Raw genomic sequence first — 24,612 nt, 5'->3', positions numbered from 1 at the left:
CACGTTTTACACCTGTTCAGTCATGACTGAAAACGACACACGCGGGAGCCCATACGCACCTCACACCGACGCGGAGACGCAGGCGATGCTCGACGCCGTCGGCGCCGACAGCGAAGAGGATCTGTTCGACATTCCCGAGCCAGTTCGGTTCGACGGCCAGTTCGACATTTCGCCGCGGAGCGAGCAGTCCATCCGGGCTGAACTCCGGGACACGCTCGGTCGCAACGACGACCTGACCGAGTTCCTCGGTCGCGGCCACTACGACCACTACGTCCCCTCGCTGGTCGACCACCTCGCCGACCGCTCGGAGTTTCTCACGTCCTACACCCAGTACCAGCCGGAGGTCGCGCAGGGGTTCCTGCAGGCCCTGTTCGAGTACCAGTCGATGCTGGTCGAACTCACCGGCCTCGAAGTGGCCAACTGCTCGATGTACGACGCCGCGACGGCGCTCGGCGAGGCCGCCACCCTCTCACAGCGGGTCCGCTCGGTCTCCGGCGACCGGGCGCTCGTCCCGGAACGCATGGCCGAGGGTCGTCGCTCCGTCCTCGAGAACTACGCTTCGGGTTCGGGTATCACCGTCGAGTCGTACCCGATGGCCGACGGCAACGTCGACGTCGATGCGCTCGACGACTTGCTGGCCGAGGACGTGGCGCTCGTCTACGCCGAGAACCCGACCGTTCGCGGCACCATCGAGGAGTCGCTCGGGGCGGTCGGCGACCTCGCGCACGCGCACGATGCACTGTTCTGTCTCGGCTCGGACCCGGTGGCACTGGCGCTGCTGGAAGAACCGGCGAGCGTCGGCGCGGACGTGGTGGTCGGCGACGCGAGCACGCTCGGCCTCGGGACCGCCTACGGGATGGGGATCGGCCTGTTCGCGACCCGGGAGGAGTACCTCCGACAGGTGCCGGGTCGACTGGTCGGCGTCGGCGAAGACGACAGCGGCCGCCGCGCGTACACGCTGACGCTCCAGACCCGCGAACAGCACATCCGCCGCGAGCGGGCGACCTCGAACATCTGCACCAACCAGGCCTGGGTCGCACTCAGGACGGCGATCCACGCCGCCTGGCTCGGGCCGGAGGGCCTGGTCGACCTCGCCGAGGACTGCGTCACGCTCGCGCGCGACCTCGCCGCGAGACTGGACGACGTCGACGGCGTTCGGGCACCGGCTCACGACCGCCATCACTTCCGGGAGTTCTGCGCCCGGACCGAGCGGCCGGCGGCTGACGTCGCGGCAGCCCTCCAGACGGAAGGCTTCGCGGTTCACGTCGTCGACGAGCACGAACTGCAGATCTGCGTCACCGACACGACGGCCGACGCGGTCGACGACTTCGTCGCCGCGGTGACGGAGGTGGTCGCATGACCGAGAACAGTCCCGACCACGAAGACGACCGGCTGGGCTACACGCAGGCCCGGTGGACCGACTCCGAGGAGCGCTACGAACCGCTGCTCGCCGAGAAGGACACCACCGAGGTCGAAATCGGTGGCGACTCGCCGCTTCCCGACGACCTGACGCGCGATTCGGTCGAACTGCCGTCGCTCTCGGAGCCGGAACTGGCGCGCCACTACACTCGCCTCTCCCAGATGAGCTACGGCGTCGAGAGCGGTCCGTTCCCGCTCGGGTCCTGTACCATGAAGTACAACCCGAAGTTCACCGAGGACGTGGCCGCCCTGCCCGCCGCAGGGGTCCACCCCGACCGCTCCGACGAGACCGTCCAGGGCACGCTCGAACTCATGTACCGGCTCCAGGACTACCTGGGTCGCATCGGCGGCATGGACGCGGTGACGCTCCAGCCGCCGGCGGGCGCGGCCGGCGAGTACGCCGGCATCCTCGTCGCGAAGGCCTACCACGAGGCCAACGGCAACGACCGCTCGGAGGTCATCGTCCCCGACAGCGCCCACGGGACCAACTTCGCGACGGCGGCGCTGGCCGGCTACGACGTGCTCGAACTCCCGAGCGCCGAGGACGGCCGCGTCGACCTCGACGCACTCGAGGCGGCCGTCAGCGACGACACCGCGGCGCTGATGCTGACGAACCCGAACACGCTGGGCTGTTTCGAGCGCGACATCGAGGAGATCGCGAGCGTCGTCCACGACGCCGGTGGCCTGCTCTACTACGACGGCGCGAACCTGAACGCGCTGCTCGGCCGCGCGCGACCGGGCGACATGGGCTTCGACATCATGCACTACAACGTCCACAAGACGTTCGCGACGCCCCACGGCGGCGGTGGCCCGGGCGCTGGCCCCGTCGGCGTGGCCGAGCGACTCGCACCGTTTCTCCCGAGCCCCCGCGTTCGGCGGACCGACGACGGCGCGTTCGAACTGTTCGAGCCCGAGCAGACCGTCGGGAAGGTCCACGGGTTCCAGGGCAACTGGCTGGTGCTCGTCAAGACCTACGCCTACATCGCGCGGCTGGGCGATCCCGGCCTCGCGGACGCCAGCGCCAAGGCCGTCCTGAACGCGAACTACCTCGCCGCCCAGATCGACTACGAGGTGCCCTTCGGTCCGTTCCATCACGAGTTCGTCGCCAGTGCGGGCGAGCAGGACGCCGCCGACGTGGCCAAACGAATGCTCGACTACGGCGTCCACCCGCCGACGACGAAGTGGCCGGAGATCGTCGACGAGGCGCTGATGACCGAGCCGACCGAGATCGAGAACAAACGCACTCTGGACCAGCTCGCGGCGGCGTTCGACGCCGTCGCAGCCGAGGACGAGGAGGCGCTCGACGCCGCACCACAGCAGACTGCCGCGCGTCGGATCGATCAGGTGGCGGCCGCCCGGACGCCCCGGCTCTCCTGGCAGGCGCTCGACGAGGAATCGTAGCGCCGTCTCCCGTCCTTACCTAGTTTGGTCTCGCGCTTCTCGGGGTCGCGACGCACCGCATAGTCGAATGAGCGAGATGCCACGCGTCATCGACGTCCGTCAGTCACCGATCGGGTGCCCGTGGACGGACTGTCGGCGCGGATCGACACCGTTCATTACCCCGCCGTGCTGTCTGCGCTGCTGCGTGCTCACGAGCACACCACCGTCTCCGGAACTCCGAGTCCCGCTGAGCGGTGCCTCTCCCGGACGCACTCACTCCACAGATTCCGATTTCATATAGCGTCATGTGGTTTATCTGCCTGGCGCTGTTCGCTAGACGGACCTGCCTCTCGCAGACGCGACGGCCGAATCACAGAGTCATCGGGCAAATAGAGTGGGCCAGAGCTGACAGACCGCTGGTGAACCGAGTGCTCGGTAGTGATCCCTCACGCTCTGATTGCTGCCGGCACCAGTCGCGTATCCCGGACGTCGGTGCCGAGATCCGGCGCCCTGGACTGCGACGGCAACCGGCGCGGCCGCTCCGGCGAACTGGACGGCGAGAGTACGGTTCAGACACGGTTCCAGCTAGCGGACGCCAAAAGACGGGCTGGTGTCCTGGTCTAGCTGCCCGCCGACTCCCCGGGGTCACATGGGAATCATCTGGATCAGAAAACTGACGCCGAACCGATGCCGGTGGCAGGCAGATGGGGTCGGCGCCAGCCGAGTCGGCCTCCATCTCGATCCGGCGAACTCGCCGAGGCCGTCACCGTCCTCGACGGCGAGTCGGGAGGGCAATCGTTGGTAGCCACGACGGGGTTGTGACACACGTTAACTGCCGTCGAGCTGAGCGATCGGTTCGATCCAGCGACGACCGCGCAGCTGGGGCTCGGCTATCGAGAATTGGTCGGCAGAAGCGGTGTTCAACTGTGGGGGGTGAATCGGATCAGGCCGTCGCGCCGGTGTTGATGCCGTCGATCGTAACGAAGCCGTAGTCACAGTCCGGGCAGTGCCACTTGACCTTCTCTCCTAGGTGCAGGGTCGTGCTCGCGGCGCGGTAGAACTCCTTGTCCTCCTCACAGTTCGGACAGTACTGCTCGCGGTCCATGCTCATACGTCCCGCATCGTACGCCTGCTAATTGAACGTCCCGGTTTCGACCATCGTCGCCGGGACGACGTAGCTCACTCTTCCCTTTCGAAATCTCCAGTGCTGGCGGTTTCGGATGATAGACCCTGTGTTGCGACTGTTTTGCGTGTCGTGGCTGTCGCGGCGAACGCAGCCCGGTAAACTGGTGGCCGCTATATCGAATCCCTCGGGTCGCCTTTCACGGATGCTCGCCGAACTGCGGCGTTCCGACCCGCTTTCCGGGGTAGGCGGCCACTTCGCCCTGTTTTCTTCCGTGTCCGAGTCGGAAACCTAACGAAGTTAGGTATCATCCATAGTTCGGTAGCGTCCGACCTGTCTCGTATGGCAAACGAGTTCGACGAAGTCATGACGGCGTTCGCAGACGAGATGGAAGCGTTCGAAGAGCGGATGCGGGCCGTCAGCGACGCGTTGTCGAAACACGAGGCGGACGGTCCCGACGCGACGGCGCCTGGCTCACCGGCTGCTGGGGACTGAGCGGTCCGGCGACCGTCTGAGCAGGTGTGCTCGCCCGGCCAACAACCCGACGAGAAAGCCCGTGAAGTGCGCGATGAGGGCGACGCCCGGCTGCCCGGTCGCGACGGTGACGGCGATCGCCAGAATCACGAACGCGAGCAACTGCGTCCGGCCCGAGAGCTCGACGCCGCCGATGGCAGCTTCTGCGAGCCTGTTCGCGGACAGCAGGTACCCGATGAACGCGAAGACCGCGCCGCTGGCGCCGAGGACGCCCGCCGGGCTGCCCAGCAGCGGTCCGATGGTGATCTCTGCGACGCCGGCCGTGGCTCCGGCCGCGACGAAGAAGGCGTGATATCGGAGCTCGCTGGTCTGGTGTTCGAGGATGAACCCCGGGAGCAACAGCGCGATGGCGTTCCAGAGGAGGTGCACCGGTCCCGAGTGGGCGTACACGCTGGTGACGATGGTCCAGGGATTCGTCGTCACCGGCGGCGCCAGGACGAACAGTGCGGGGAAGACGCCGAGCAGCCGTGCGACGGTCTCGACGGCGAACACCACCACGAACAGCGTGATCGTCGTGAGGGTCGGACTTCGGGCGGAGACCATCGCTCCTAGAGAGGGTCGCTGGCCGCATAACTTCCGGGTTCCCGCGCGGTGGGTCCCACGTCCGTCGTCGGGTACTATAAGACCGTGGCAGCCGTCTCCGCGCACATGAAAATCTATACCGGCCGCGGTGACGAGGGAATGACGGACCTCCGGAACATGGACCGCGTCTCGAAGGCCAGTCCCCGGATCGAAGCCTACGGGACCGTCGACGAGGTCAACGCGCTCGTCGGCGTCGTTCGGCCGACTGGCTACGACGACGTTGACGACCAGCTCAGGGAGATCCAGAATCACCTCCACGTCGTCCAGGCCGACTTCGCCAATCCCGATCCCGACGACGACGATCCGCAAATCCGGGACGAACACGTCGAGCAGCTCGAAACCTGGATGGACGACTACGACGACGAACTCGATCCCCTGGAGGCGTTCATCCTCCCCAGCGGGAGCGAGCCGGGCGCGAAACTCCACCAGGCGCGGGCAGTCTGCCGCCGGGCCGAACGCCGTGCCGTCACGTTCGGCTCCGAAGAGGCCGGCGTCAACGACGCCGCGATCGTCTACCTGAACCGGCTGTCGGACTGCCTGTTCACGCTGGCCCGCGTGGTCAACAAACGCGAGGGCGTCCCCGAGGAGAGCCCCAGTTACTGAGCCGGCTGTGGCTTCCCGGATTCGGGGAGCGCGGGCCGCGTCCAGTCAGTCCTGTCGAGATACGCCGAGAGCGGTGTGGGCGCGAAGTCCACGTGTCGCTTGAACTGCGCGACGAGCCCCGCCGGCGCGTCGCGGTTGTACCACTCGAACAGGCGCGCGTAGGCGTCCCCGTGCTGTGAGCGGACGACGTCGATCGGGATGTGAACGGTCTCCATCTCCCGGTGGAGGGCCGCACCGAACGCCTCGGCCATCTCGCCCAGCGTGACCTCTTCGCTGGCGACCGGAATCTCCGCACCCTGATACTGCGCCGGCGTCTCGAGGAGCCGTGCGACGAGGCGGCCAACGTCGGCCGCGTCGGTGAGTGGGAGTCGAGTCCCGGGCGCGAGCGGGAGCGCGAGCGTGCCATCGGTCACGTCCTCGCGTCGCAACTCGAAGTTCTGCATGAAGTAACTCGGGCGGAGGATCGTCGCTGGCAGGTCCAGACGCCGGACGTGGCGCTCGATCCTGGCCTTCGCGTCGAGCACCGGGACCTGCGTGTGCTGGTCGGCGCCGGCGACGGAGCTAAACACGAAGTGGTCGACGTCGGCCCGCGCAGCGACGTTCGCGACGTTGATTCCCTGGGTCACCTCGCCGTCGAAACCGGCTTCCCAGTAGTCAGTCACGGCGAAGACGGCGTCGACCGGCTCGATGGCGTCCACGAGCGTGTGTGGTTTCCAGAGATCTCCCTTGACGACGATCGCCCCCTGTTCTGCGAGTTTGCGAGCGGCCGTGCTGCTCGGATCGCGGGTCAGCGCGTACACGTCGATCTCTCGGTCGTCGGCGAGCAGCCGTCGCGCAACGGCGCCGCCCTGCGTTCCCGTCGCCCCCACGACGAGCACCCCCCGGATGGTCATGTCGATTTGCTATATCGGCCAGTGGTTTAAGCGGACCTATCTGTCAGACTGTCTGTCGGTGAAAGAATCGTCGATGACTCTCCTCACGTCCGCTCGTAGACGAGCACGCCGCCCTGATCGTTGGCGACGACCTCGCCACGGGATTCCAGCACGTCGAGGTGGCCGACGGCTTCGCTGATCCCGGCGAAGTACTCGGTGATCGGGAGGTCGCCGAACAGTCCCTCCATCACGTCCACTGGCGTTGTCGGCCCGTCGACGAGGGCAGCGACGTTCTCGGTTCGCTCGTCGTGTTCGGCCAGTATCTCGTCGATGCGGTCCGACGGCGCGTCGATCGGATCGCGATGGCCGGCCAAGAACCGATCGAACGACTGGTCGCGCAACCGGTCGAGGGATCGGTTGTAGGCGGGGAGGACGCGCGGCCGGTCCGCGTCAGGTTCGGGCGGCGGGACGAGAAACGGGTTCGGTGTGATGTCGGCCAGGACGTGGTCGCCGACGATGGCCCGCTGACCGTCGCCCGTCGCGTAGCGAAAGAGGAGTTCGCCCGCCGCGTGTCCGGCGGTCTCCCGGACCGTGAGGGTCGTGTTCTGGACGACGATGCTGTCGTCGGTCGTGACCTCGCGGTCGATGGGGACGCTGGGTGCGTACCGGAGGAACGCCTTCGGGAGGTCGGTGACGGTCTCGGCGGTCGCGCCGGCCATCCCGCAGCGCTCGAAGAAGTCCGTGAAGTAAGTTCGCTCGTACTCGAACCGCCCCTCGAAGTCGGCCACGATCGCCGCCGCGTCCGGACTGGCGACGACGGTGGCACCGCGGTCGCTGAACCGGTGGGCCAGGCCGAAGTGATCCGGATGGGGATGGGTGACCAGCACGCGCTCGACGTCGCCGGGGGCGATCTCGCGCTCTTCGAGGGCGTCGAGGAGCCGCGACCAGGCCTCTTCGCTGTCGGGACCTGGATCGACCAGCGTTCGCCCTGCGAGATACGCGTTGACCGGCCCGACCTGAAACGGCGTCGGGATCGAGAGGCGTGTGAACATACCTCCAGTTACCGGCACTGGGACAAACCCCTTTGGACTACTCGCTGGCGGGTGTAGGTGACCGGGCCACGGAGGGTGCCCACGGTAACGTCCTCGGCGGCCCAGACATGTGGAACAGACGCTGTGGCCGACCCCGCCGACGCGGGTCGCTTCGGCCAGTTTTAGGTATGCCTAAACCAGTGAAAAACCTTCTGGTTCGTCCGGTAGTACGAGGAATCGTCCCGCAGTGTGGCGATTTCGAAACTGTAGTGCCACAAACCTTATATCTGTCCTCGGCGTAAGGACGAATATGAACAAGCACTTCGAGGACACGCAGTACTACCTGAAACGGGCGGGCGAGACGGCGAAACGCGGTGTCGTCGAAGAGCTCGAACCGGTCGAGGAGCGGTTCAAGCAGTTGACCGGTGGCGACGCGGAACCGGAACCGGGTCGCCTCGACGAGGTACGCGAGGACCTCAAGGAGGTCCAGCTGAAGGCAGAGGGCGAGGCGAAGCAGGCGATCGCAGACGCTCGCGAGAAGATCGACGCGTATCGGAAACGCGAAGCGTGAACCGCGCCCTTCGAAGGTAACTCTTAAGTCGCGTGCAGGGATACGTCCGACCGCGGGTTGGTGATCTAGTCCGGTTATGATACCTCCTTCACACGGAGGAAGCCGGCGGTTCAAATCCGCCCCAACCCACTAACGAAGTTCTCGGTTTTCATCGGATGCTATTTTGGGGGCATAGCGTGCTGTACCTCCCGAATATCCGGGAATCGTGTTTCTGAATTTTGGGGGTGCAAAGTCCAATCGAGGAAGTTGGTTCCCCCGGACGCATTGCGTCCGGTGGTTTCCGTATCCGGAGGTGGGTGCGGTGTCTAAGACTGCAACCTCCACGCGCGAGGTTCCAGAGACGACCGTGCGGAACCGCTCGCAGTACGCGGACACCCTGCACCGGATCGATTCGGACCACGACGAGCCATTTCCGGCGTGCTGGGAACAGAATCGAGACGGCGAGTTTACCGACGTGCCGACCGTGGCATACCTGCCACACTACAATCTTTGTGGCAATCCTGAGTGTTTCGGGGGTGAGCAGGCGTGAACATCAAGCGAACCAGCCTGTCAGATCTGACGCCTGCCGAACGAGAGGTATACGAGGCCGTCGAGCAGGGACCGTTTAGTGCGCGCGAGTATGCGCATCACATCGGCTGCTCACACGAAACGGTGAGCCGTCTGCACGGACAAGTTCGCCAGAGTCTTGACGAGTCTGAAAGCGTTCCGTGGCCTGTCGAGTTTGTCCGGGCGTCACGACTGATTCGGGATGAAGCAACTGACGCCGACGTGCGCGCAGCCGTCGAAGCATTGGAAGCCGAGGAGTAGATGCCCGTCTTCGATCCGGTTTCACAGCAGTCCGTCCACATCCCTCGGCTGGACGAGCGGAGGCGCTGATGTCGCGGTATCTCAAGTGCGCGCCCCACGAGGGCGACGTGCGCTTTACCTTCGGCGTTCATCCCGATCCCGCCGTCATAGATCATGGCCTGGCACCGTACTACGCGATGCACGGGCTGATGAAAGAGTGGGGTGACAAGTGGAAGAGCCACGGGAAGCCCAGCCGAGAGGTCCAGTTCCGAGGAAAGCAGTGGGCGACGGTCTTCGATTACTCGAAGAGTGGTCTCGATCCCTGGAGTCACCAGTCGTTCCAGATCGAGGAGGTGCGTGAGTTCCACTTCTATTTCGTTGCGAAGGACTCCCCGCACTATTCCGGCCGACCTGCCGATCAGGATCAGCGCGTCGAGGGCGGGACTATCACCGTGCGGCCGCGCTGGCCGAATCTCACGTCAAACGGGAAACCCGTGTCAGTGCCGGACTACGGCGGGCCGTATCTGGACGTGCAGGTACAGGCGTCGAACATTCCGCACGAATCATACTTGACGCTCGTCAAGCGCGTCATGGACGCCTACGGGATTGCTGGGCGGTATTTCGACCAACCGCACCCCGACAGCCACATCAACGACCTGGCCTACTACGTGCGCCTGTATCGCTCTCAGAGTGGCCCCCTGTTCGCGCCGGACGGACCAATTGCGCGGTGTCACACGCTGATCCAGGGAGATCGAAGCGGCTACAGAAAGCACGTTGAAGACAACACCAAACTTCCCGGCTACTACGTCACCGCTACCGTCGAAGACGAGAAAGCTAGCGAGTTGATTCGCGGGCATAAGCTGGGCAAGGAGCTGAAACACTACTACCCGGAACATCCGGAAGTGTACGACCCCGACGACGCTCCATACCACCCGAAATTCGAGGTGTCTTATCAGACGGCACGAACCGAGGAAACTGTTCGATGGGACGATCTCGCCGACGCGCGTCGTGAACTGGAAGAGACGATTCTGAATTGCCTGGAATGGTGTGGTATCGCTACCACCGCCGACGGCAGTGCCTTCGTCAAATTTGATCCGTACTGGACAGTCGAAAACACGAACAAAGCTCGGAAGCTCGTGGCTTGTCCCCTGCCGAAGATCGAAGACGACCAAGAACATCGCGTGATGAAACTCTGGGGTGAAATGACGCAGAGCGACCGTGACGTGACCGAGTTACTGCTAGCTGACGGTGGGAAAATCTCGCCCCAGGAGGCAGCCACTCGAACGGGCTACACCTACCGGACGATCCGTAGAGTGATCGACCGGTTGGAAGGACTCATTGAGCATTCCTACGGCGAACTCGAAATTGTGAGTAAGCACGTGCAGCAGAAACTGCTGAAACGGGTGCGTGCAGCCGGTGGGAACTTCGAGCAGGCTATCGGCAGCGCCGTGATGGATCTCGCCGACGAAGCCGAGGAACGACCGCAGAACTCGTGGACGCGTCTGCGCCGTGAGTACGCGATCTCCATCGACACGGAGCCCGCAGACTGCCGGAAGCTTTTGACCATTGGCTACCAGCCAGCAGATCGCGACGAAGCTAGAGAGCTACTGGACCGCGTGAAATCACGCTACAGCGAACACGTCGAGAACAATCTGTTTGGCGTCCACGTCGTCGTTACCTATCAGGACGGCAGCAAAGAGCGGTTCCGGGATCTCGCGACCTTCCGGGGGATCAACGGGACCACGTCCGTCGAAGTTCAACAGCGTCACCGAGAGCACAACGACAAGGTGCGCGAGGGCTTCGACTGGGACAGTTGGATGACCGCTGAGCCAACCGGGTAACATACGACTGGCGAGAGGCATCACTGTCTCATACCCTCTTTTCCCGGCATATTCGGCCTATTCTATGGTTGGACTGTGGTTTGTGGTTAGATCTGCTTCGGTAGTGATCGGCGGTCACCCCGTTTGCCCAAGGAGGAACCGTACAAACCGTGTCCGGTTCCCTCTTAGAAGTGTGGCTAAGGCCACCTCATCAAAATACACCGCACCGCTGCAAAGCGCGCGAAAATTTTTTCATTATCTACTTGTCGAACGTGGCGTCAAGTTGACCTGCTAATGCCACGTCGGCATCCGTAACCGTCTCCGGGTTGACTAATTCGATTTCCTGCGTGAGCTTGTGGTGAATTCTTCGAATAGTACCGTTGGTCCCGTACCGACGTCGACGCCGGTGGATCGTTCTAAGTTGGTTCTCCGCCCAGTCACTCATCTCCTGGCTCTCAAGCAAATTGACGATAGTCTTTGCCTCTTCATTAATCTCTTCGTCACTGTCTGCCAATTGTCTGCATAATTGCTTAATATCGGTTAATACGTCGCTATCGCCTGATTGGCGGCTGAGAATTTCATCCTGCCATGTACTAGGTGTCTCCAATTCGCTAGTGAAGGACTCCAAACGTTCGTAGTCTTCTTTGGGAAGGGTGTGCCGAGTGTTATCGGACGAAGAGAACGACTCGAAGATTCGGACCTCGTCGGTTTCGAGGCGAGGGAACCGTGTAAACATTGTCTGACCGCCGATAGTAGTGCTCTGTAGCCGCTCGGGGTCGAAAATGGTCGTCCTCCATTCGGAGCGACCGCTACTATGTTCTAAGTGAGTGAGGGTAACGTATTCGTCGTCGTCGTTCGGTGCAACGAAATGCTGTGGCTCGGTTCGGCCTGCAACAGTGTCGCGCATCTCCTGCAACTCGTCGATACCCACATCGTGCTCCTCGCAGAATGCTTTCACTGAGTTCCGGAGGTCGTCGTACTTTGACCCAATTCCTTCTAACCGCTCGTCTCCGAACTCCCCACCGCCCTCTTCCAAGCGCTCGTACGTCATAAGCGTCTTATGGACCTGCTCTTCGGCGCTGTCTAGAATCGGCGCAGCGTGACCGAATGTGTTCGAGATGTCTTCGATCTTATCTTCGATCCGCTCGATAAGACCCAACTGCTTTCGGAGGTCACCAGTCGGGGCGAAGTTGTATATCCAGAGTTCATCGTGCCTCGTTGTGATTCGATCGATCCGCCCAATGCGCTGTTCCATCTTCATTGGGTTCCAATGGAGGTCGTAGTTCACTAAGGCCCGAGCGTCCTGTAGGTTCTGTCCAACCCCCAGCACATCCGTAGCTAACAGGATGTCTATCTCCTCTGCAGGGCCGACGTCTGCGTTCTGTGCCTCCGGTGCGAACCGCTCCACGATACGCTCGTCGAACCCACCTCCTCCGTGGACGAACCCAACGGTCGGATTCTCTGGCTCTCGCCCGAGCTTACCTGTGTCCGTCGTAGCTGGGTCTTCCTGAGTTAACTGTTCGAACAGGTGAGTAATCGTAGGAACATACTGGCTAAATATTATAACCTTCTCGTCAGGAAGTTCCCGGTTGATAAGCGCTTTCAGTCGCTCAGCCTTCGCGTCTTTCGTCTTACCGCCTTCCTCGGTTTGGAGTGCATCCTGTGCTTTCTGCTTGATGCGTTCTAGCTCTTTGAGGTCCTCGTCAATATCCTGAACGATCTCTTCTCTCTTGGACGGACTAACTCGGGTAATCGCATCGGCAACCTCATCGAAGTCCACATCCTTCGCAAAGCCGTCATCGAATGTGTCGCTAATTTGTTCGACGGCACTACTCCGAGCCTCCGCGTCTTCCAAGTCACCCGTCGCAATACTCCGAGTGATTCGCTCTCGCTTCATGAGTCGCTCGACGGAACTCTCGAAGGCAGCCAGACTACTCTCAAGACGTTTGAGGAGATTAATGAGCATCAGGACACTCGCATTCTGGTACTCGATTATCAGCTCCTCTTCCTGGTCGCCATCGGCGTCATACCGGTCCGCACTGACGTATGGGATGTTTAGTCCGGAGTCCTTCGAGTCATCCGTTCCAACCACGATATCGACGATTTCGCTGTAGAGTTCGTCGAGGCGAGGATCGTCCGGAGTAACCAGACGAGGCTTTCGTTCTGGGACACTAATCGAACGACCTCCTATCGTGATGTCGTCATAGTTGTCGAGAATGTACTTTCGGTCCCGAGAAATTACAACCTCGCGCATGATGGACTCAATGAGTTCCTCATAGTCTGAGAGGCGATTTTCCTCCCGTACGGTCCTTTCTTCCTCACTTGAGAGGCGATCATACTGTTTGAAAATCTCACTAGGTGAGAGGTTCTGCAGTTCGATGTCGAAGTCATCGTCGTCGGCGAAGACCTTGATGAGGTTGTCGACATCCCTGACAGAGTTGTGAATTGGAGTCGCGGTGAGCATCACGAATTTCTTGCCCTGACGGCCGATTGACTGGAGCTTAGCGTATCGTTGTGTTCCTGTGTTCCGAAGATTGTGGGCCTCGTCTATGAGGACCATGTCGACGCCACGGAGTCGCTGAATCTCCTTCTCGGAGAGACGTGAGAGCTTATTGAAGCTCATGAACGTTTTTTCCGCTGTCGTCGGGAACTCCCCGATCTCGGGATCAAGCAGGTCTCGCATCCACATCCGCTTGAGCCGTTTCGGTGCGATGATCAGGACCTCGTCGGGTGATGTCGTGTAGTCTTGTACGAGTGGAGCTCCGATGTACGACTTACCGAGCCCAACACTGTCCGCCAAAATGACTCCGTTGTACTTCTCCAATGGACGACGGGCAGCACGGAATGCATCCTGCTGGAAGGCCGTCAACTGCTCTTCATAGTCCCCAGAGATGTCCTCAAGCAGGGTTCCCTCGCGAACGTCGCGGTCGAACTGTTCGACGATGAAGCGCTTGGTCGCCTCGTACGGGGAGATTGTTTCGACCTCAGCAACCGACGTTTCTTTTCTACTGTCGATTTCAGGGAGATCATCGCCAAACTGTGAGTCCTCGATCTCGGCGGACATCAGCTCTTTGTCGAACTCACTGGCCTCGGCCCAGATCTCCTCAAACCACTCGCCGAGATACCTGATGGTATTGTTGTCCTTCTTTTCGACGTTGAGTTCGACGTTCCCGCGAAGACCGCTGGCCGAAAGGTTCGAGGAACCGATGATCGCCCGCCCAAGGTCCGGAGATCCAGCGGGGTGTTCGAAGAGGTAAAGCTTCGGGTGGAAGCGGCTATCGTCGTAGACCCTTACGTCGACCTTGTCCTCCTGAATGAGTTCGTAGAGCCGGTTGATACCCTCCTGGGCTTCGTCGCGGTCATACTCCTCCAGATCGTCAGCAAAGCCGCGTTCTATCTCGTCAATAGTACGCTGGTTAGTGTCCGTCCCTATGAGGATCTCAACGCGCTCGGCTCCCCGGAGATTCTCTTTTAGAAGATCAAACCCGCCGAGGTAGAAGTAGCCGACAGCGATACGGACGGTTTCCGCTTCTGGAGCGAGAGCGTTCGCCCGGTCGGCGACATCGTATTCTCGGTTGTCGAGGACATCGGAGTAGTCGGTCCAGTTTGGATTACTCATCCAAGTCCACCTGATAAATTTGCTCTACAATCTCTTCAACCTCTTCCTGAATCGATTCAAGAGACTCTGACCGGTTCCCTCGCTGAGATTCGATCGCTTCTTCTACCAGTGTTTCGACGCTCTCCCGCTGTTCTTCGGTCGGAATCGGAATGGGAATCAGCCGGAGGTCGGCAGTCTCCATTCCGGTTGAATTGATGAAATTTTCGGTGATGTGAATAGGTACTTCCGAGTTGAGGATCCCAGTGAGGTACTTTACCGATAGCTTTTGTGGGTCAGTTGGTGCCAATATACTTCCAGTAGCGTCTATAGCCCGATTATCCGTGTATCGCGCCCGGAGGTTTGCAAATCCACCTCTAGAAATGAAGACACCGGGCTCAAAGTAGTAGTCGATATTTTTCAGAATTCCGTTCCTGTGACTTTGAATCTCCTGTAATGACTCTTCTGACCAGTTTATGTATTCGACCTTAGATTTGTAGTACAGATCTGACTGGCGGAACCCTTTTTCGATTGGAACCCACGTAGCTTTCTCCGAGCTATCGATTCCATTTAATTGTTCATCGGAAGTGAGATTACTAGAATCCGCAACTCGGTCTTCGCTGATGACCCTGTCGAGGTATTTATATGCGTTTTCATTCCGCTCGTTCAGATCGAAATCTGGGTTTCGATTAGCTAACTCATTGGCTTCCTCTGTTCCTTCTAAAAATGCCATATACTTAGCATTTTTATCAGTTGTTAGCCCTTGTCCACCGAGAGTTAGTAGTCCGATTATAGACACGTCACCCGCATCCAATTCTGATATGTGGTTTCTATTTATTTTTTCCACATTATTTTTTAATGTCGTTACATCCTGTAGCTCGGCTTCCCACTCCTCAGCGAGTCCCTTGATCCGGGACATGAATTGGTCATGGAGCCTCAGGTTCATCTCCGTCGGCTCGAAAAACGCGCCCCGCAGCGTATCTTTGTAGACTTGGAGGCGGACGCGGTATCCGCGGGATGAGTCAAGCAAGTCAAGCGGTTCAACCCGTTCCGTGCCTGACTTTGAACTATCTAATTCCTGAACAAACGAGCGATACTCTTGGATCTCTGTTTCCGATGCATCTATATAATTAAACTTACATGATGGGTCCGGGTTCTGTTTCCGCAGTGCGAAAATAGCGGGCTCGACCGTCGCATCGAATGTGTCGGGGTTTGCTCGTAGTAAGTCGAGTAACTTGTTCTGCTGGAGCAATTGTCGAGTCGTCTGCTTGGAGCCGATGGTGTAGAACGTATTGCTCGTAATATAGGACAGCACGCCCCCCTCTCGTGTCAGCTCCCAGCCCCGGATAATGAATTTCTGGTAGAGGTCATGTCGCATCCGGGGAATGGTCTTATAGAAGTCGTACTCCTCGTCGTAGAATCGGGCCAGTTCTCCGATGTAGTCCTGCTGAGACTGCCCCTCGTATGGCGGGTTACCAATAACGATGTCAAACCCACCTTCCAAGATTACCTCCGGAATGTTTGTAGTCCAAGCGAAAGTTTCTTTCGCAGCTTCGGCAACGGGAGTCATCCAGTTGCCCTTTTCTACGGCTAACTGGGTCTCCAAATCGGACGTAAGTTCGCCAAGACGTTCAGTAAGACGGTCTTTTTTGTCGCCGTGGGCAGTCTGATACTTCGTTCGAACTTCGTGGATTTGTTCAAGCGTTTCGTCGAGCCCCCCGGTCAGTGTTTCCTGTTGGGCTTCAACGTTAGTCGGGTCATGTTCACCGACAAGACTGTTCCCAACAAAGAACTTGAACCCGAGGTTAGGAAGTGCGAACTCGTCGTTTGCATCAAGGAACTCCTCGTGATCAACATCAAGATCCTGCATCAAGTGGAGCCAAACGCGGAACTTACACAGTTCAATGCCGCCAGCATCAATGTCGACGCCGTAGAGCGTGTCAGCAATAAAGTCCTCTTTGAGCTGGAACCTACTGCGGTCATCCCCGCGACTCCCATCGAGTGTCTCTGATACCGCAACTAATTCCTCCAGCATAGCGATTATGAACGCGCCACTGCCTACTGCTGGGTCTAGTACCGTCGCAGAACGAAGCGCGTCATTGATATCCTCGATCTGATCATCAGAGAGAGATTCAGGGGCAGTATGGTCGCTAACGAGTGATACCGCTTCTTCGTGAGTGATGTCTGTCTCCCCCAGCAGATGCTGCTTGAGGGCATTCTTTGTCATGTAGGCAGTAATGGGCTTCGGAGTGTAGAACGCGCCTACCTCCGAGCGCTCGTCCTCCTGCATGAACATCTCAAAGATACGCCCGATGAACTCCGGGTCGACGACTAGCTCTTGCTCGCTTGGGTTCGACTCGCGGAGCGAGATCTTGTACCGACGGAGGAATCCTTTTGGCTCACCACCGTCGTCTTTCTCCGGGCTGAGAAGCGTATCGAAGAACGCCTCGTCAATCTTGACATCCTCCTCAATATCCTTTCGCTCGAACAAACCACCGTTGAGGAAGGGGATCCGGCCGAGGTTGTCCAACTCTGTCGTCCCCTCTTCCGAGAGTGCATCGAAGAACAGCGGCTCGAAGAAGTCGTCGTAGACGTGCTTGTCGTCCTCGTCGGCGACATCCTCGTATCTGTTCTCGACGTAGTCTACGTCCCCATCGAGCCATCCCTTCTCCTCAATGAACAGCAGGAACAGCACTCGGTTGACAACGGTTCGCGTGTAAGCGTTGAGGTTCTCTTCTGGGTCTTCCAGCCCATGAATAGCGTCCTGAAGATCTTCCCGGAATATCTCTCCGAAGTCCTGGTAGAAGCTTCGTGTTACCTCCCGGATGGAGAAGACATCCTCGACATCGCCTTCAAGACTCGTTCGTCCCTGTCCGGAGTCCACAGTGAGGTCGTTGAGATAGTCCAAATACGCTGGTTCGACCCCGAATTGTTTGACCGTGAAATAATTGAAGTCGAACGTCACTTCCACGTCTTCTGAAGAGAACTGCTGTTCTAAACGAAGGAATGTCAGGTCGTCATTCAATGGGCTTGTCAGGGGACCTTCGTCGGCGTCCCTATATGCGATAACTGTGAAGAGTTCATTTATCGGACTTCCATGGCGCTTGAGGTGCTGTTTTAGGTCGCTGAACGATGCACTGTCACCGGAGGCCTCAAGTTCGATATACCGGATAATTCCATCTCCGTCCTCGTCCACGAGATGGACTTCGTACCAGTCGTTCTGACCGCGCCCTCGAAGAATTCCGTCTGGCACGTCGACAAAGGAGCCATACCCTAATCCCTCAGAACCGAGTAAATAGTCGAGTATGTCGCCGCCGTCCTCAGCGGAAGCGAGCCCATCGATGGGTGTCCGAACAGACATATTTCGGTTGTGCGTTGGCCCACCACTCTTAAAATACCCTTGGCAGGAATCCCGTGGCTGATAATGATTCATGCGTCTGACGGGGACTGCCTGCCCTCCCCTATGTCAAACTTCGCCCCCTGCTGTGGTTGTTATCTATCCCATGAATTCAAGCCGGGGGTGAGATACAAAATCTCACTTTGCATTGAATCTCGTACGGCATGGAATCAAGAAGCGATACCGTCTCTCGGCTCTGAACAAACGATCCTCTCTTTCCTACGTAAGCCGGTCTTTACAATATCGCGTCATTAGAGAGGGTACATCAGAGTGACGTATTTTTCAATTTGGGAATTGATACACTAGTTCTGAAAACCATATTATACGCGCATATATTATAGAAGTATACTCGCCTGCCGGAAACGGAATCGGCTGTAACCACTTGCCCGCTAGTGATTTATTCGTTGGTCGATTCCACGCCCCATTCCGCGGATTCCGTGGTGTGTTCGTACACCCACGTTTTGCTCATTCCCACGATATCGGCAATCTCTGTGCCACTCATGCCCTTTTCGCGTAATCGTTGAGCTTGCCGACATTTTTCATCTTTCCGCGCTGTCTCAGCGTCACCATCTTGCCCGTCATCGAGCGCCCCGCTCATGTCGAACGAAGGATCTTCAGTTGTACTAAAACTGAGTCTCGTCTTCTTGATGCCAGTATAGACGGTGTTGGGCTTGGTGTCCTGAATTTCGGTGTTCCCAACGAGTTCCTGGCCGTAGACTTCCAGCCGTTTCTTCGAAGCCTTGTGAACGAACGCACCAGTTTGAGCAACCAACCGCCGGAGATCTCGCGAGAGGTCAGTAATTGTCTGCCCGACGAAACACACCGCGCGCTTCGTGCCTGCGGGCGCGTCACCCTTGCGCACGAGTTTCAACAGGCGCGCGAGCGCCTGGGCTTTCTGTTGGTCACCACCGACGCCAGTGAGTCCTTGGCCGGTTTCATCCACCAGCGCGAAAAAGTCGTCTGTGGACTCCTTGAATAGTGTTTCCAGTTCCGCGAAACTTGATACTGCTTCGACGTGCGGGTTCCGGTCGGCTGCACTCTCGACGTTAGTGACGATCCGCCCACGAGTGACCATGTGCCACTCGTCGGCCGCACCGAGTGCCCAGTCAGTTTTCCCGGCACCCATACCGCCAGTCACGAACAGACAGGTGGCTTCGGATATCAAGGTCGAGTGCAACCAGGCGCGATACGACCGGCTCTCGGCGTCTTTATCGTGATTAACCATGCCCACAGCGTACTGCATCTGCGAGACGTTGCCGGCTTCCACGGCATCCGTGAGCGCGTCTGTAGCTTTGTTCCGAAGGATCGTCTGATATAGTTCCGAATCTTCGACGGAATCCAGGCCAGAGTGTGCTGCCGGATCGAAGGCGGTCGCCAGGGAGTTCAACAGTTCGCGGGCGTCCGGGTTCGGGACCATGCCCGCGTGGGCATGCGCCTCATTAATCGCGCCCTCGCTGACGTGCTTGCGCAGCTGTGCGGCTGCGTAGGTGACCTGTTCGCTGGCTTTGCGGTCAGTCATCGGCCTGGCCTCCATCCGCGACAGCCTGCCGATCAGTCTGATCGGTTAGTCCGTCGTCGGAGATTGGGTCGGTTTCCTCGGTCTGGTGTTCCTGTTTCTGCTGTTCGTTCCGCTCGCGTTCTTCCCGCTCTTGGATATCGTAGTCGTCCATTGCGTCAGTAACCGCAGTCTCGATGTGTTCGCCTCGATGGATCGCGGTGGTTTCGTACTGTCCCACGAGGTCATTCACGATGTTTTGGACGGCTGTCCGAACGATGCTGCCCATTCGCGTGCGGATCGTCAGTCCTTCCTGGGCGTGCTGTTCGAGCGTCCGCCGAATTTCGTCGATCCGCTCGCGTTCCTGCAACAGCTCTAGATCGGTCGACGATCCGCGCCAGGTGCCAATGCAGACGTCGTAGTCGGGCCAGTATTGGCGACAGGCGTAGGCGTTGGCCTTGGTCTTGAGACGGTAGAGTTCACCCTTCTCGACGGTCAGATGTTCCCACTTCTCCGGCGAGAGACGATAGAGTGCGAACCCATTGTCTCGACTGTCGATATCGACGAGAAACGTCGCATCTGGCGAGTAGAGATAATCGACGATCTTCATCGCAGGGGCGTACCCGCCCGCGATTGCCGCGAGCGCGCCCATGGCGAACAGACGCGGGCCGCGCGGGATGGGCGGGAGATCGGGCAGTCCGAAGTACCACAACAGGCCGAGCGTGACGACGACAGCCAGGCCGATCCAGTGGCGATAGGCTTTCAGTAGTTCGACGGCTGCTTTTCGGCGGTTCATAGGACACGCTCCACGGAGCCCCTATCACTGTGAACGCGGTACCAGGCGACGAATGAGATAATCACCAAGCCACCGATGAAGCCGCTCAGGCCCGCTATTCGCGTGTCCTGCCAGGTTGGCTTGCCGGTGAAGAGGTGGGAATCTGCACTCTCGCTTGTTCGGTAGGGAACGGCGTAGCGGACACCATCGGAGACGATTGTGATACCGACCATGCTGCCAACCTGTGTAACAGGCATCGTCATGGTGGTGCGGCCGTCAACTACGGCAGTACGGGTGGGGAGTTCGCCCCCGCTCATGAACGCGCCGGCGTCGATCAACGTGACCGCCGTTGGCCTGTCGGCTTTGAACGTCAGCACGAGCGTCCCGTTCTGGCCGCCGTTGTCTCGATACGTCTTCTCGACGAGCAGCAAGTCGCCGTGTATTCGTTCGCCACCGACTGGCTGGGTTGTGTTCTGCGGTGTTGCTGTCGTCTCCTGAGCGGCTGCGGTCCCGGACAGAAGTGAGACTCCGATCAACAGCACGGCCAGCAGGGACAGCAGCGCGGCGAGTTGTGCGTGTTCTCTGGATAGTTTGAGTGTCATGGTCTGAAAAACGGGTAGTCGGTTATCTCCGTGGCATCAGCACCAGCAGGAGTACCAGCAGGAGCGCGCCAGCGGCCGCGACCCCGACCCCGCCGTAGGGGAGAGACACGTCAGCCAGCAGGCCGCCGCCACCACCGCCGGTCGAGCGATTGAGCAACCGTTGTTCGCGGGCTTCAAGCTCGGCCCGGAGGAGTTGGTTGGTCTCGATGATGCTCTTGAGATTCGAGACGTTGGCAGTCTCATAGCGCACTTCTCTGATAACAGTCCGCTCGACCATCTCGCCGTCTGCGTTGGTGATGTTCTCGATGGTAAACGGGCCGTCGAGGTCGATCACTCCGGAATCAGAGATGAGGTACTGCGGCCCCGGAAGTTCGCTCCCGTCGTATGTCTGGCCGCTCTCGAATGCGCCGCTGGGGGGATTTGTCCCGCTCGCGAGCATTCCTTTCCAGGTGTGGTGCCCGTGAGTCACCGAATAGTAACCGACCGTAGAGAGGTTCTCCGGCGTACTCACGTTCCGCGTGTTCGCGAGGCGGACTGCGGCCCAGGCCTGGAAGTTGCCTTCTGCCGCGAAGTTGCGGGCGATGGTCGAAGCTCCGACTGCCTGCGACCACGTGATATCGCCGGCTTGGACTTCCGCGTAGGTCTGATCGATCCAGGTTTTCACCTCTGCTTTCGTCTGCTCGCGCTGGGTGCGCATCTTTTGAAGCACTTGATTCCATGCCGTGGAGTTCGGAGTAGTGACGGTCTGATTCACCATCAGAACCGTGCTGCCGGTTTCAGAGACGAGCCCGTACTGGTTGATCCGGTAGGCATCGGCAGTACTCCCGTTCGAGAGGGAGACGGAATCCGTCGCCTCAATCGAGGCATCGTTCCGCTGCTCTCCATCTGTCCGGAGTCGGCCGACAAAGAACCCGTCTAGACCTTCGGTTTCTTCCGTGTGCTGGTAATCGTCCCAAGCGACGACGAGTTTGTTCCAGTCAGCGACGAGGTTGGTCACGCGGACGCTGTAGAACTCGTTGACAGACTCGTTGGCTTGTATCTGGGCTGCTGCTTGTGAGGTACCGTTATCGAGCGCGCGGCCGTAGGCAGCGAGCGCGTCGTTGCGAGCCTGCTGGGGGAGGCCCTGGAGGCCGTTGTGCCACCACTTCAGTTCGTCGCGAGCGTGCTGGGCAGCCGTGGCCGCGGCGATCTTGAGTTCAGTGCGGGCCTGCTCTTTGTCGGTGCCGTTGAGTGCGCCTGTATCGGTTGATCCATGCAGCAGGTCGCATCCCGGCAGCATGTCGCCATCAAAGTCCTCGTTGGTGCCCAGTCCGAAGGCCTCGGCCGTTTCACCACCTGCGGTGATTGCGAGGCCAGCGGTGAGGTCTATCGCGCCGCAGTTGTGGGAAGCTGCGGCGGTCCCGACCGGGCTCATGCCAGCCGACGACAGCACCAGCAGCGCGAGCGTAACGGAGAGCCCGCGCCGGAGTGTCGCTCGCATAGCGCTCTTGCGATTGGATCGTCCCGTCATGTTACCCCACGTAGGAGAGGCTGTAGTAGCCGCCAGCCTGGATGACGACGGCGATGAGGCCGGCGAACTTGTTACTGAGCAGGCCGCTCAAGACTGGGACGAACGGCGGGGCAATCACCAGGCCGACCGTGGCGACGACCACCCACAGTTCAACGAAGCCCATGCCGGAGAAGTCCCGGCGATTCGTGGCGTAGGCGATCAACAGCGCGAGCAGGCTGATAATCCCGGCGTAGGTAACCGTCGAGACGTAGCCGTCAGAGGTAAATTCGAGTGCGGTACTGGCGAGATCGAAGCCCATCAGCTCGAAGTTGATAAGGCCCATCGCGATGGCCGACGACAGCACAAAAAACGGGCTGATGACGGCATCCGGTAAGTCGAGTTTGCCTTGCATAGTGCGATTGCCGCCTGAAAGCGGCTATCTCGACCGAGTGAGCAATAGAGTAAAACAGAGGGTGGCAACAAAACATGTCTGTGAATAGATCGGGTTCTACACGGTTTTAAATGCAATAACCCATGTATGAATAATAACATATAGTAAAAATTAACAATCTGTATTTGATAATTAGCGCTCAATTGTGCGCACGATAGTAGCCACAAAGAGAGCAGTCAGGAATGCACCTATGAAACTCTCGATTGAACTAATGAAATGAATTATCGGTGCCTCTGGAGCTAAGTTCCCTGGGAGAAAGAATGAAGTGAATGCTTGAAGGCTAAAATTCAGATATTCAATAGATTGCTGGGTGTTTATTTGTATAACTAAATTTTTCTTCTCGATGATGATTTCTTTGGTAAGCCAATAGACAAATGAGAAAATAAATATAGAGCTAATAGACCATGATAAAATCCGCCGAGGGTTTTCACCATATTCACAGGAGATATCATAGAGATAATTTGAGATAATATTCACCCCTAGTTTCAGTTTGTCTTTGTAACTGTCTACTGATTTTATATCCGATATATATCGTTCTCTGCGGAAACGTCGCTCTCTTATCAAGAAATTCGATTCTGAGTGAGTATCTCCTTGCTGAGCGGCTCCCGCTTTTGCTTTTGAGTAAGTGGTTTCTCGTTTTAAGGGCTCCTGATCATTCTGTTTCAGAGCAACACCATCAATAATCCAATCAGAGTCTATTAGGGATCTGCGATAGTTTGAAAAGTCGAATCCATCGAATCGAGTGTCTGCAATATATAAATTATTAAATGCACTTTCACCGTTTGGCCAGCCCAAATCAACCGCGCCAAGAGTCGCATGACTTAATTGATACCGAGTTTTATCAGCATCTTTCACAATTAATTCTCCACGGTTAATATTCGCTCCTTCTAAGGAAATCGCATCTCTCCGATGACGGTGTATTTCCGCGCTCAAAGCCAGATAATCAAATGATAGTTGAGTGAACTCTATCGGCGACGTAGCTGAGACGTTTTCAAAATAGAAATAATCATCAGGACGCGATCCAGCAAAGCTTGCTGACAGGTCCCACATTTGACTGGCCAGAAAAGCGTAAAAATGGTTCCGCATTGCCTTTTGACAGGCAGAAGCATAATTCATGGAACTTTGAATCCCTTCAGCAGTAATATGATTGCTTATCGAGGTTGTAAGATATGGCGGGAATTGCCCTCCAAATGTCACATCTTCGAATCTAATAACATCCTCGAAGTGTGCTGAATTAAAACCAGTATATCCTAATGATGCCTCACTGAAGTCAACACGACCAAGAAATCTTGCAGAACCGAAATGCATTCCTACTTTTGCTTTGACACGCTTGAAACTTCCTCCGAGTCGGAAAATTGCATCTGAAAAAATAGCAGTAGTGTTGAAATTCACACCAGAAAATATTGCAAGATTTTTAAATTCTGTGCCAAGGAAATTTGCAGGCAGGGCGAATTCTGCACCTCTTTTGCCAATCTCTTCACTTACTTCTTTTATTGTTGCATCTTCTGGTTCTTGTTCACAGAACGATGCTGTGCCGTGGAATGTTGTATTATTGAATGTAGCTGTACCAAACGTGGTGTTCTCGAAATGTGAGTCACCACGGATCTCTGTCTTGCTCAAATCGAATACAGCCACTGAGCTATCCCAGAGGTTAAGATATTCAGAAAGTGTACTATTTTGGATGATCAGAGATGGTATATTGCAACCAGATATGTTGACATTATCATCGAACTTCATCTGTGAAAGGTCAATTTTGTGATTGAATGTTGAATAGCCAATACTGATTGGCTCGTCTAGATCAACAACCTCTTGTAGATCTTGAAAATCAAGATAAAGTACAGTACAACCGAGCAGCTTTATCCTCCCTACCTGACGAATTGTCTCTTTATATACCCTCTGCAATTCCTGTCTAGATGAATATAGCATGCTAACGACATCCGCAGAATGAAAAGCACAGTAATCAGTATCTCCTAAAGTTGGGTAAGGGCAAGGCTCTGGTTGTCTAACGCGATCTGCTGCTCCTTCCCAATATTCTGGATGAAACTCAAATTTACAGCTATTCACTATACCAAGATGACGTGTTCATA

19 protein-coding genes and 1 tRNA gene are annotated in these 24,612 nt (G+C 58.0%); 8 read left to right on the top strand and 12 right to left on the bottom strand.

Features of this window, described 5'->3' with window-relative positions; genetic code table 11:
- Nucleotides 1-22: 22 nt before the first annotated feature.
- Both gcvPA and gcvPB read left to right on the top strand, forming a co-directional pair.
- Nucleotides 23-1,360, top strand: a complete 1,338-nt coding sequence (gene gcvPA / locus MU553_RS09055; RefSeq protein ID WP_247377951.1) for an aminomethyl-transferring glycine dehydrogenase subunit GcvPA — start codon at nt 23-25, stop codon at nt 1,358-1,360.
- Nucleotides 1,357-2,820 (top strand): aminomethyl-transferring glycine dehydrogenase subunit GcvPB, encoded by a 1,464-nt coding sequence (gene gcvPB, locus MU553_RS09050; protein WP_345893368.1) that lies wholly within the window; start codon nt 1,357-1,359, stop codon nt 2,818-2,820. Before gcvPA ends, gcvPB begins: the two co-directional genes overlap by 4 nt.
- A 922-nt stretch (nt 2,821-3,742) precedes the next feature.
- On the opposite strand, the gene MU553_RS09045 is transcribed toward gcvPB, so the two are convergent.
- A complete protein-coding gene (locus MU553_RS09045; RefSeq protein WP_247377949.1) occupies nt 3,743-3,910 on the bottom strand; it encodes a DUF7838 family putative zinc beta-ribbon protein in 168 nt (55 codons plus the stop codon).
- A 354-nt stretch (nt 3,911-4,264) separates the two neighbouring features.
- Between MU553_RS09045 and MU553_RS09040 the strand changes: the two genes are divergently transcribed.
- Nucleotides 4,265-4,417 (top strand): hypothetical protein, encoded by a 153-nt coding sequence (locus MU553_RS09040; RefSeq protein ID WP_247377945.1) that lies wholly within the window; start codon nt 4,265-4,267, stop codon nt 4,415-4,417.
- On the opposite strand, the gene MU553_RS09035 is transcribed toward MU553_RS09040, so the two are convergent.
- Nucleotides 4,397-4,999, bottom strand: a complete 603-nt coding sequence (locus tag MU553_RS09035) for a rhomboid family intramembrane serine protease (protein ID WP_247377943.1) — start codon at nt 4,997-4,999, stop codon at nt 4,397-4,399. The two genes, MU553_RS09040 and MU553_RS09035, sit on opposite strands and share 21 nt — an antisense overlap.
- Nucleotides 5,000-5,104: 105 nt before the next feature.
- On the opposite strand from MU553_RS09035, the gene MU553_RS09030 reads away from it, so the two are divergent.
- Nucleotides 5,105-5,641 (top strand): cob(I)yrinic acid a,c-diamide adenosyltransferase, encoded by a 537-nt coding sequence (locus MU553_RS09030; RefSeq protein WP_247377940.1) that lies wholly within the window; start codon nt 5,105-5,107, stop codon nt 5,639-5,641.
- Here the strand turns inward: MU553_RS09030 and MU553_RS09025 are convergent.
- Together MU553_RS09025 and MU553_RS09020 are read right to left on the bottom strand one after the other, a co-directional pair.
- Nucleotides 5,635-6,534, bottom strand: a complete 900-nt coding sequence (locus MU553_RS09025) for an NmrA/HSCARG family protein (RefSeq protein WP_247377937.1) — start codon at nt 6,532-6,534, stop codon at nt 5,635-5,637. The two genes, MU553_RS09030 and MU553_RS09025, sit on opposite strands and share 7 nt — an antisense overlap.
- Nucleotides 6,535-6,617: 83 nt before the next feature.
- Nucleotides 6,618-7,565: an MBL fold metallo-hydrolase gene (locus tag MU553_RS09020; RefSeq protein ID WP_247377933.1), complete on the bottom strand. Its 948-nt coding sequence runs from the start codon at nt 7,563-7,565 to the stop codon at nt 6,618-6,620.
- A 289-nt stretch (nt 7,566-7,854) separates the two neighbouring features.
- On the opposite strand from MU553_RS09020, the gene MU553_RS09015 reads away from it, so the two are divergent.
- The 4 genes from MU553_RS09015 (at nt 7,855) to MU553_RS09000 (ending at nt 10,742) form a co-directional block, all read left to right on the top strand.
- Complete coding sequence (locus tag MU553_RS09015; protein ID WP_247377930.1) at nt 7,855-8,115, top strand: DUF7553 family protein; 261 nt, start codon at nt 7,855-7,857, stop codon at nt 8,113-8,115.
- A 54-nt stretch (nt 8,116-8,169) separates the two neighbouring features.
- Nucleotides 8,170-8,244, top strand: a tRNA-Val gene (locus tag MU553_RS09010).
- Nucleotides 8,245-8,416: 172 nt separating this feature from the next.
- Complete coding sequence (locus tag MU553_RS09005; protein WP_247377927.1) at nt 8,417-8,644, top strand: hypothetical protein; 228 nt, start codon at nt 8,417-8,419, stop codon at nt 8,642-8,644.
- A gap of 346 nt (nt 8,645-8,990) precedes the next feature.
- Nucleotides 8,991-10,742 (top strand): DUF7845 domain-containing protein, encoded by a 1,752-nt coding sequence (locus tag MU553_RS09000; protein ID WP_247377924.1) that lies wholly within the window; start codon nt 8,991-8,993, stop codon nt 10,740-10,742.
- A gap of 238 nt (nt 10,743-10,980) precedes the next feature.
- Here MU553_RS09000 and MU553_RS08995 read toward each other — a convergent pair whose 3' ends face one another.
- From MU553_RS08995 to MU553_RS08960, 8 genes are all read right to left on the bottom strand, one after another.
- Entirely contained in the window at nt 10,981-14,340 is a 3,360-nt protein-coding gene (locus tag MU553_RS08995; RefSeq protein WP_247377921.1) for a helicase-related protein, read from the bottom strand.
- Nucleotides 14,333-17,677, bottom strand: a complete 3,345-nt coding sequence (locus MU553_RS08990) for an Eco57I restriction-modification methylase domain-containing protein (RefSeq protein WP_247377918.1) — start codon at nt 17,675-17,677, stop codon at nt 14,333-14,335. Before MU553_RS08990 ends, MU553_RS08995 begins: the two co-directional genes overlap by 8 nt.
- 433 nt (nt 17,678-18,110) lie before the next feature.
- Nucleotides 18,111-19,232 (bottom strand): hypothetical protein, encoded by a 1,122-nt coding sequence (locus tag MU553_RS08985; RefSeq protein WP_247377915.1) that lies wholly within the window; start codon nt 19,230-19,232, stop codon nt 18,111-18,113.
- Entirely contained in the window at nt 19,225-20,004 is a 780-nt protein-coding gene (locus MU553_RS08980) for a DUF8125 domain-containing protein (protein ID WP_247377913.1), read from the bottom strand. The genes MU553_RS08985 and MU553_RS08980 overlap by 8 nt, the downstream gene beginning before the upstream one ends.
- Entirely contained in the window at nt 20,001-20,585 is a 585-nt protein-coding gene (locus tag MU553_RS08975) for a DUF8063 family protein (protein WP_247377910.1), read from the bottom strand. The genes MU553_RS08980 and MU553_RS08975 overlap by 4 nt, the downstream gene beginning before the upstream one ends.
- Nucleotides 20,586-20,607: 22 nt before the next feature.
- Nucleotides 20,608-22,065, bottom strand: a complete 1,458-nt coding sequence (locus MU553_RS08970; protein ID WP_247377907.1) for an Env/VP5 family phage fusion protein — start codon at nt 22,063-22,065, stop codon at nt 20,608-20,610.
- A 31-nt stretch (nt 22,066-22,096) separates the two neighbouring features.
- Nucleotides 22,097-22,486 carry a DUF8023 family protein gene (locus tag MU553_RS08965; RefSeq protein WP_247377905.1) on the bottom strand — a complete coding sequence of 130 codons (390 nt, stop codon included), beginning with the start codon at nt 22,484-22,486 and terminating at the stop codon, nt 22,097-22,099.
- A 171-nt stretch (nt 22,487-22,657) separates the two neighbouring features.
- A complete protein-coding gene (locus MU553_RS08960) occupies nt 22,658-24,589 on the bottom strand; it encodes a pentapeptide repeat-containing protein (protein WP_247377902.1) in 1,932 nt (643 codons plus the stop codon).
- Nucleotides 24,590-24,612: the final 23 nt, after the last annotated feature.

The sequence above is a fragment of the Halorientalis brevis genome (assembly GCF_023077655.1).
Note: the sequence above shows the minus strand (reverse complement) of the source record. Positions and strands in the feature narration are given on the sequence as shown.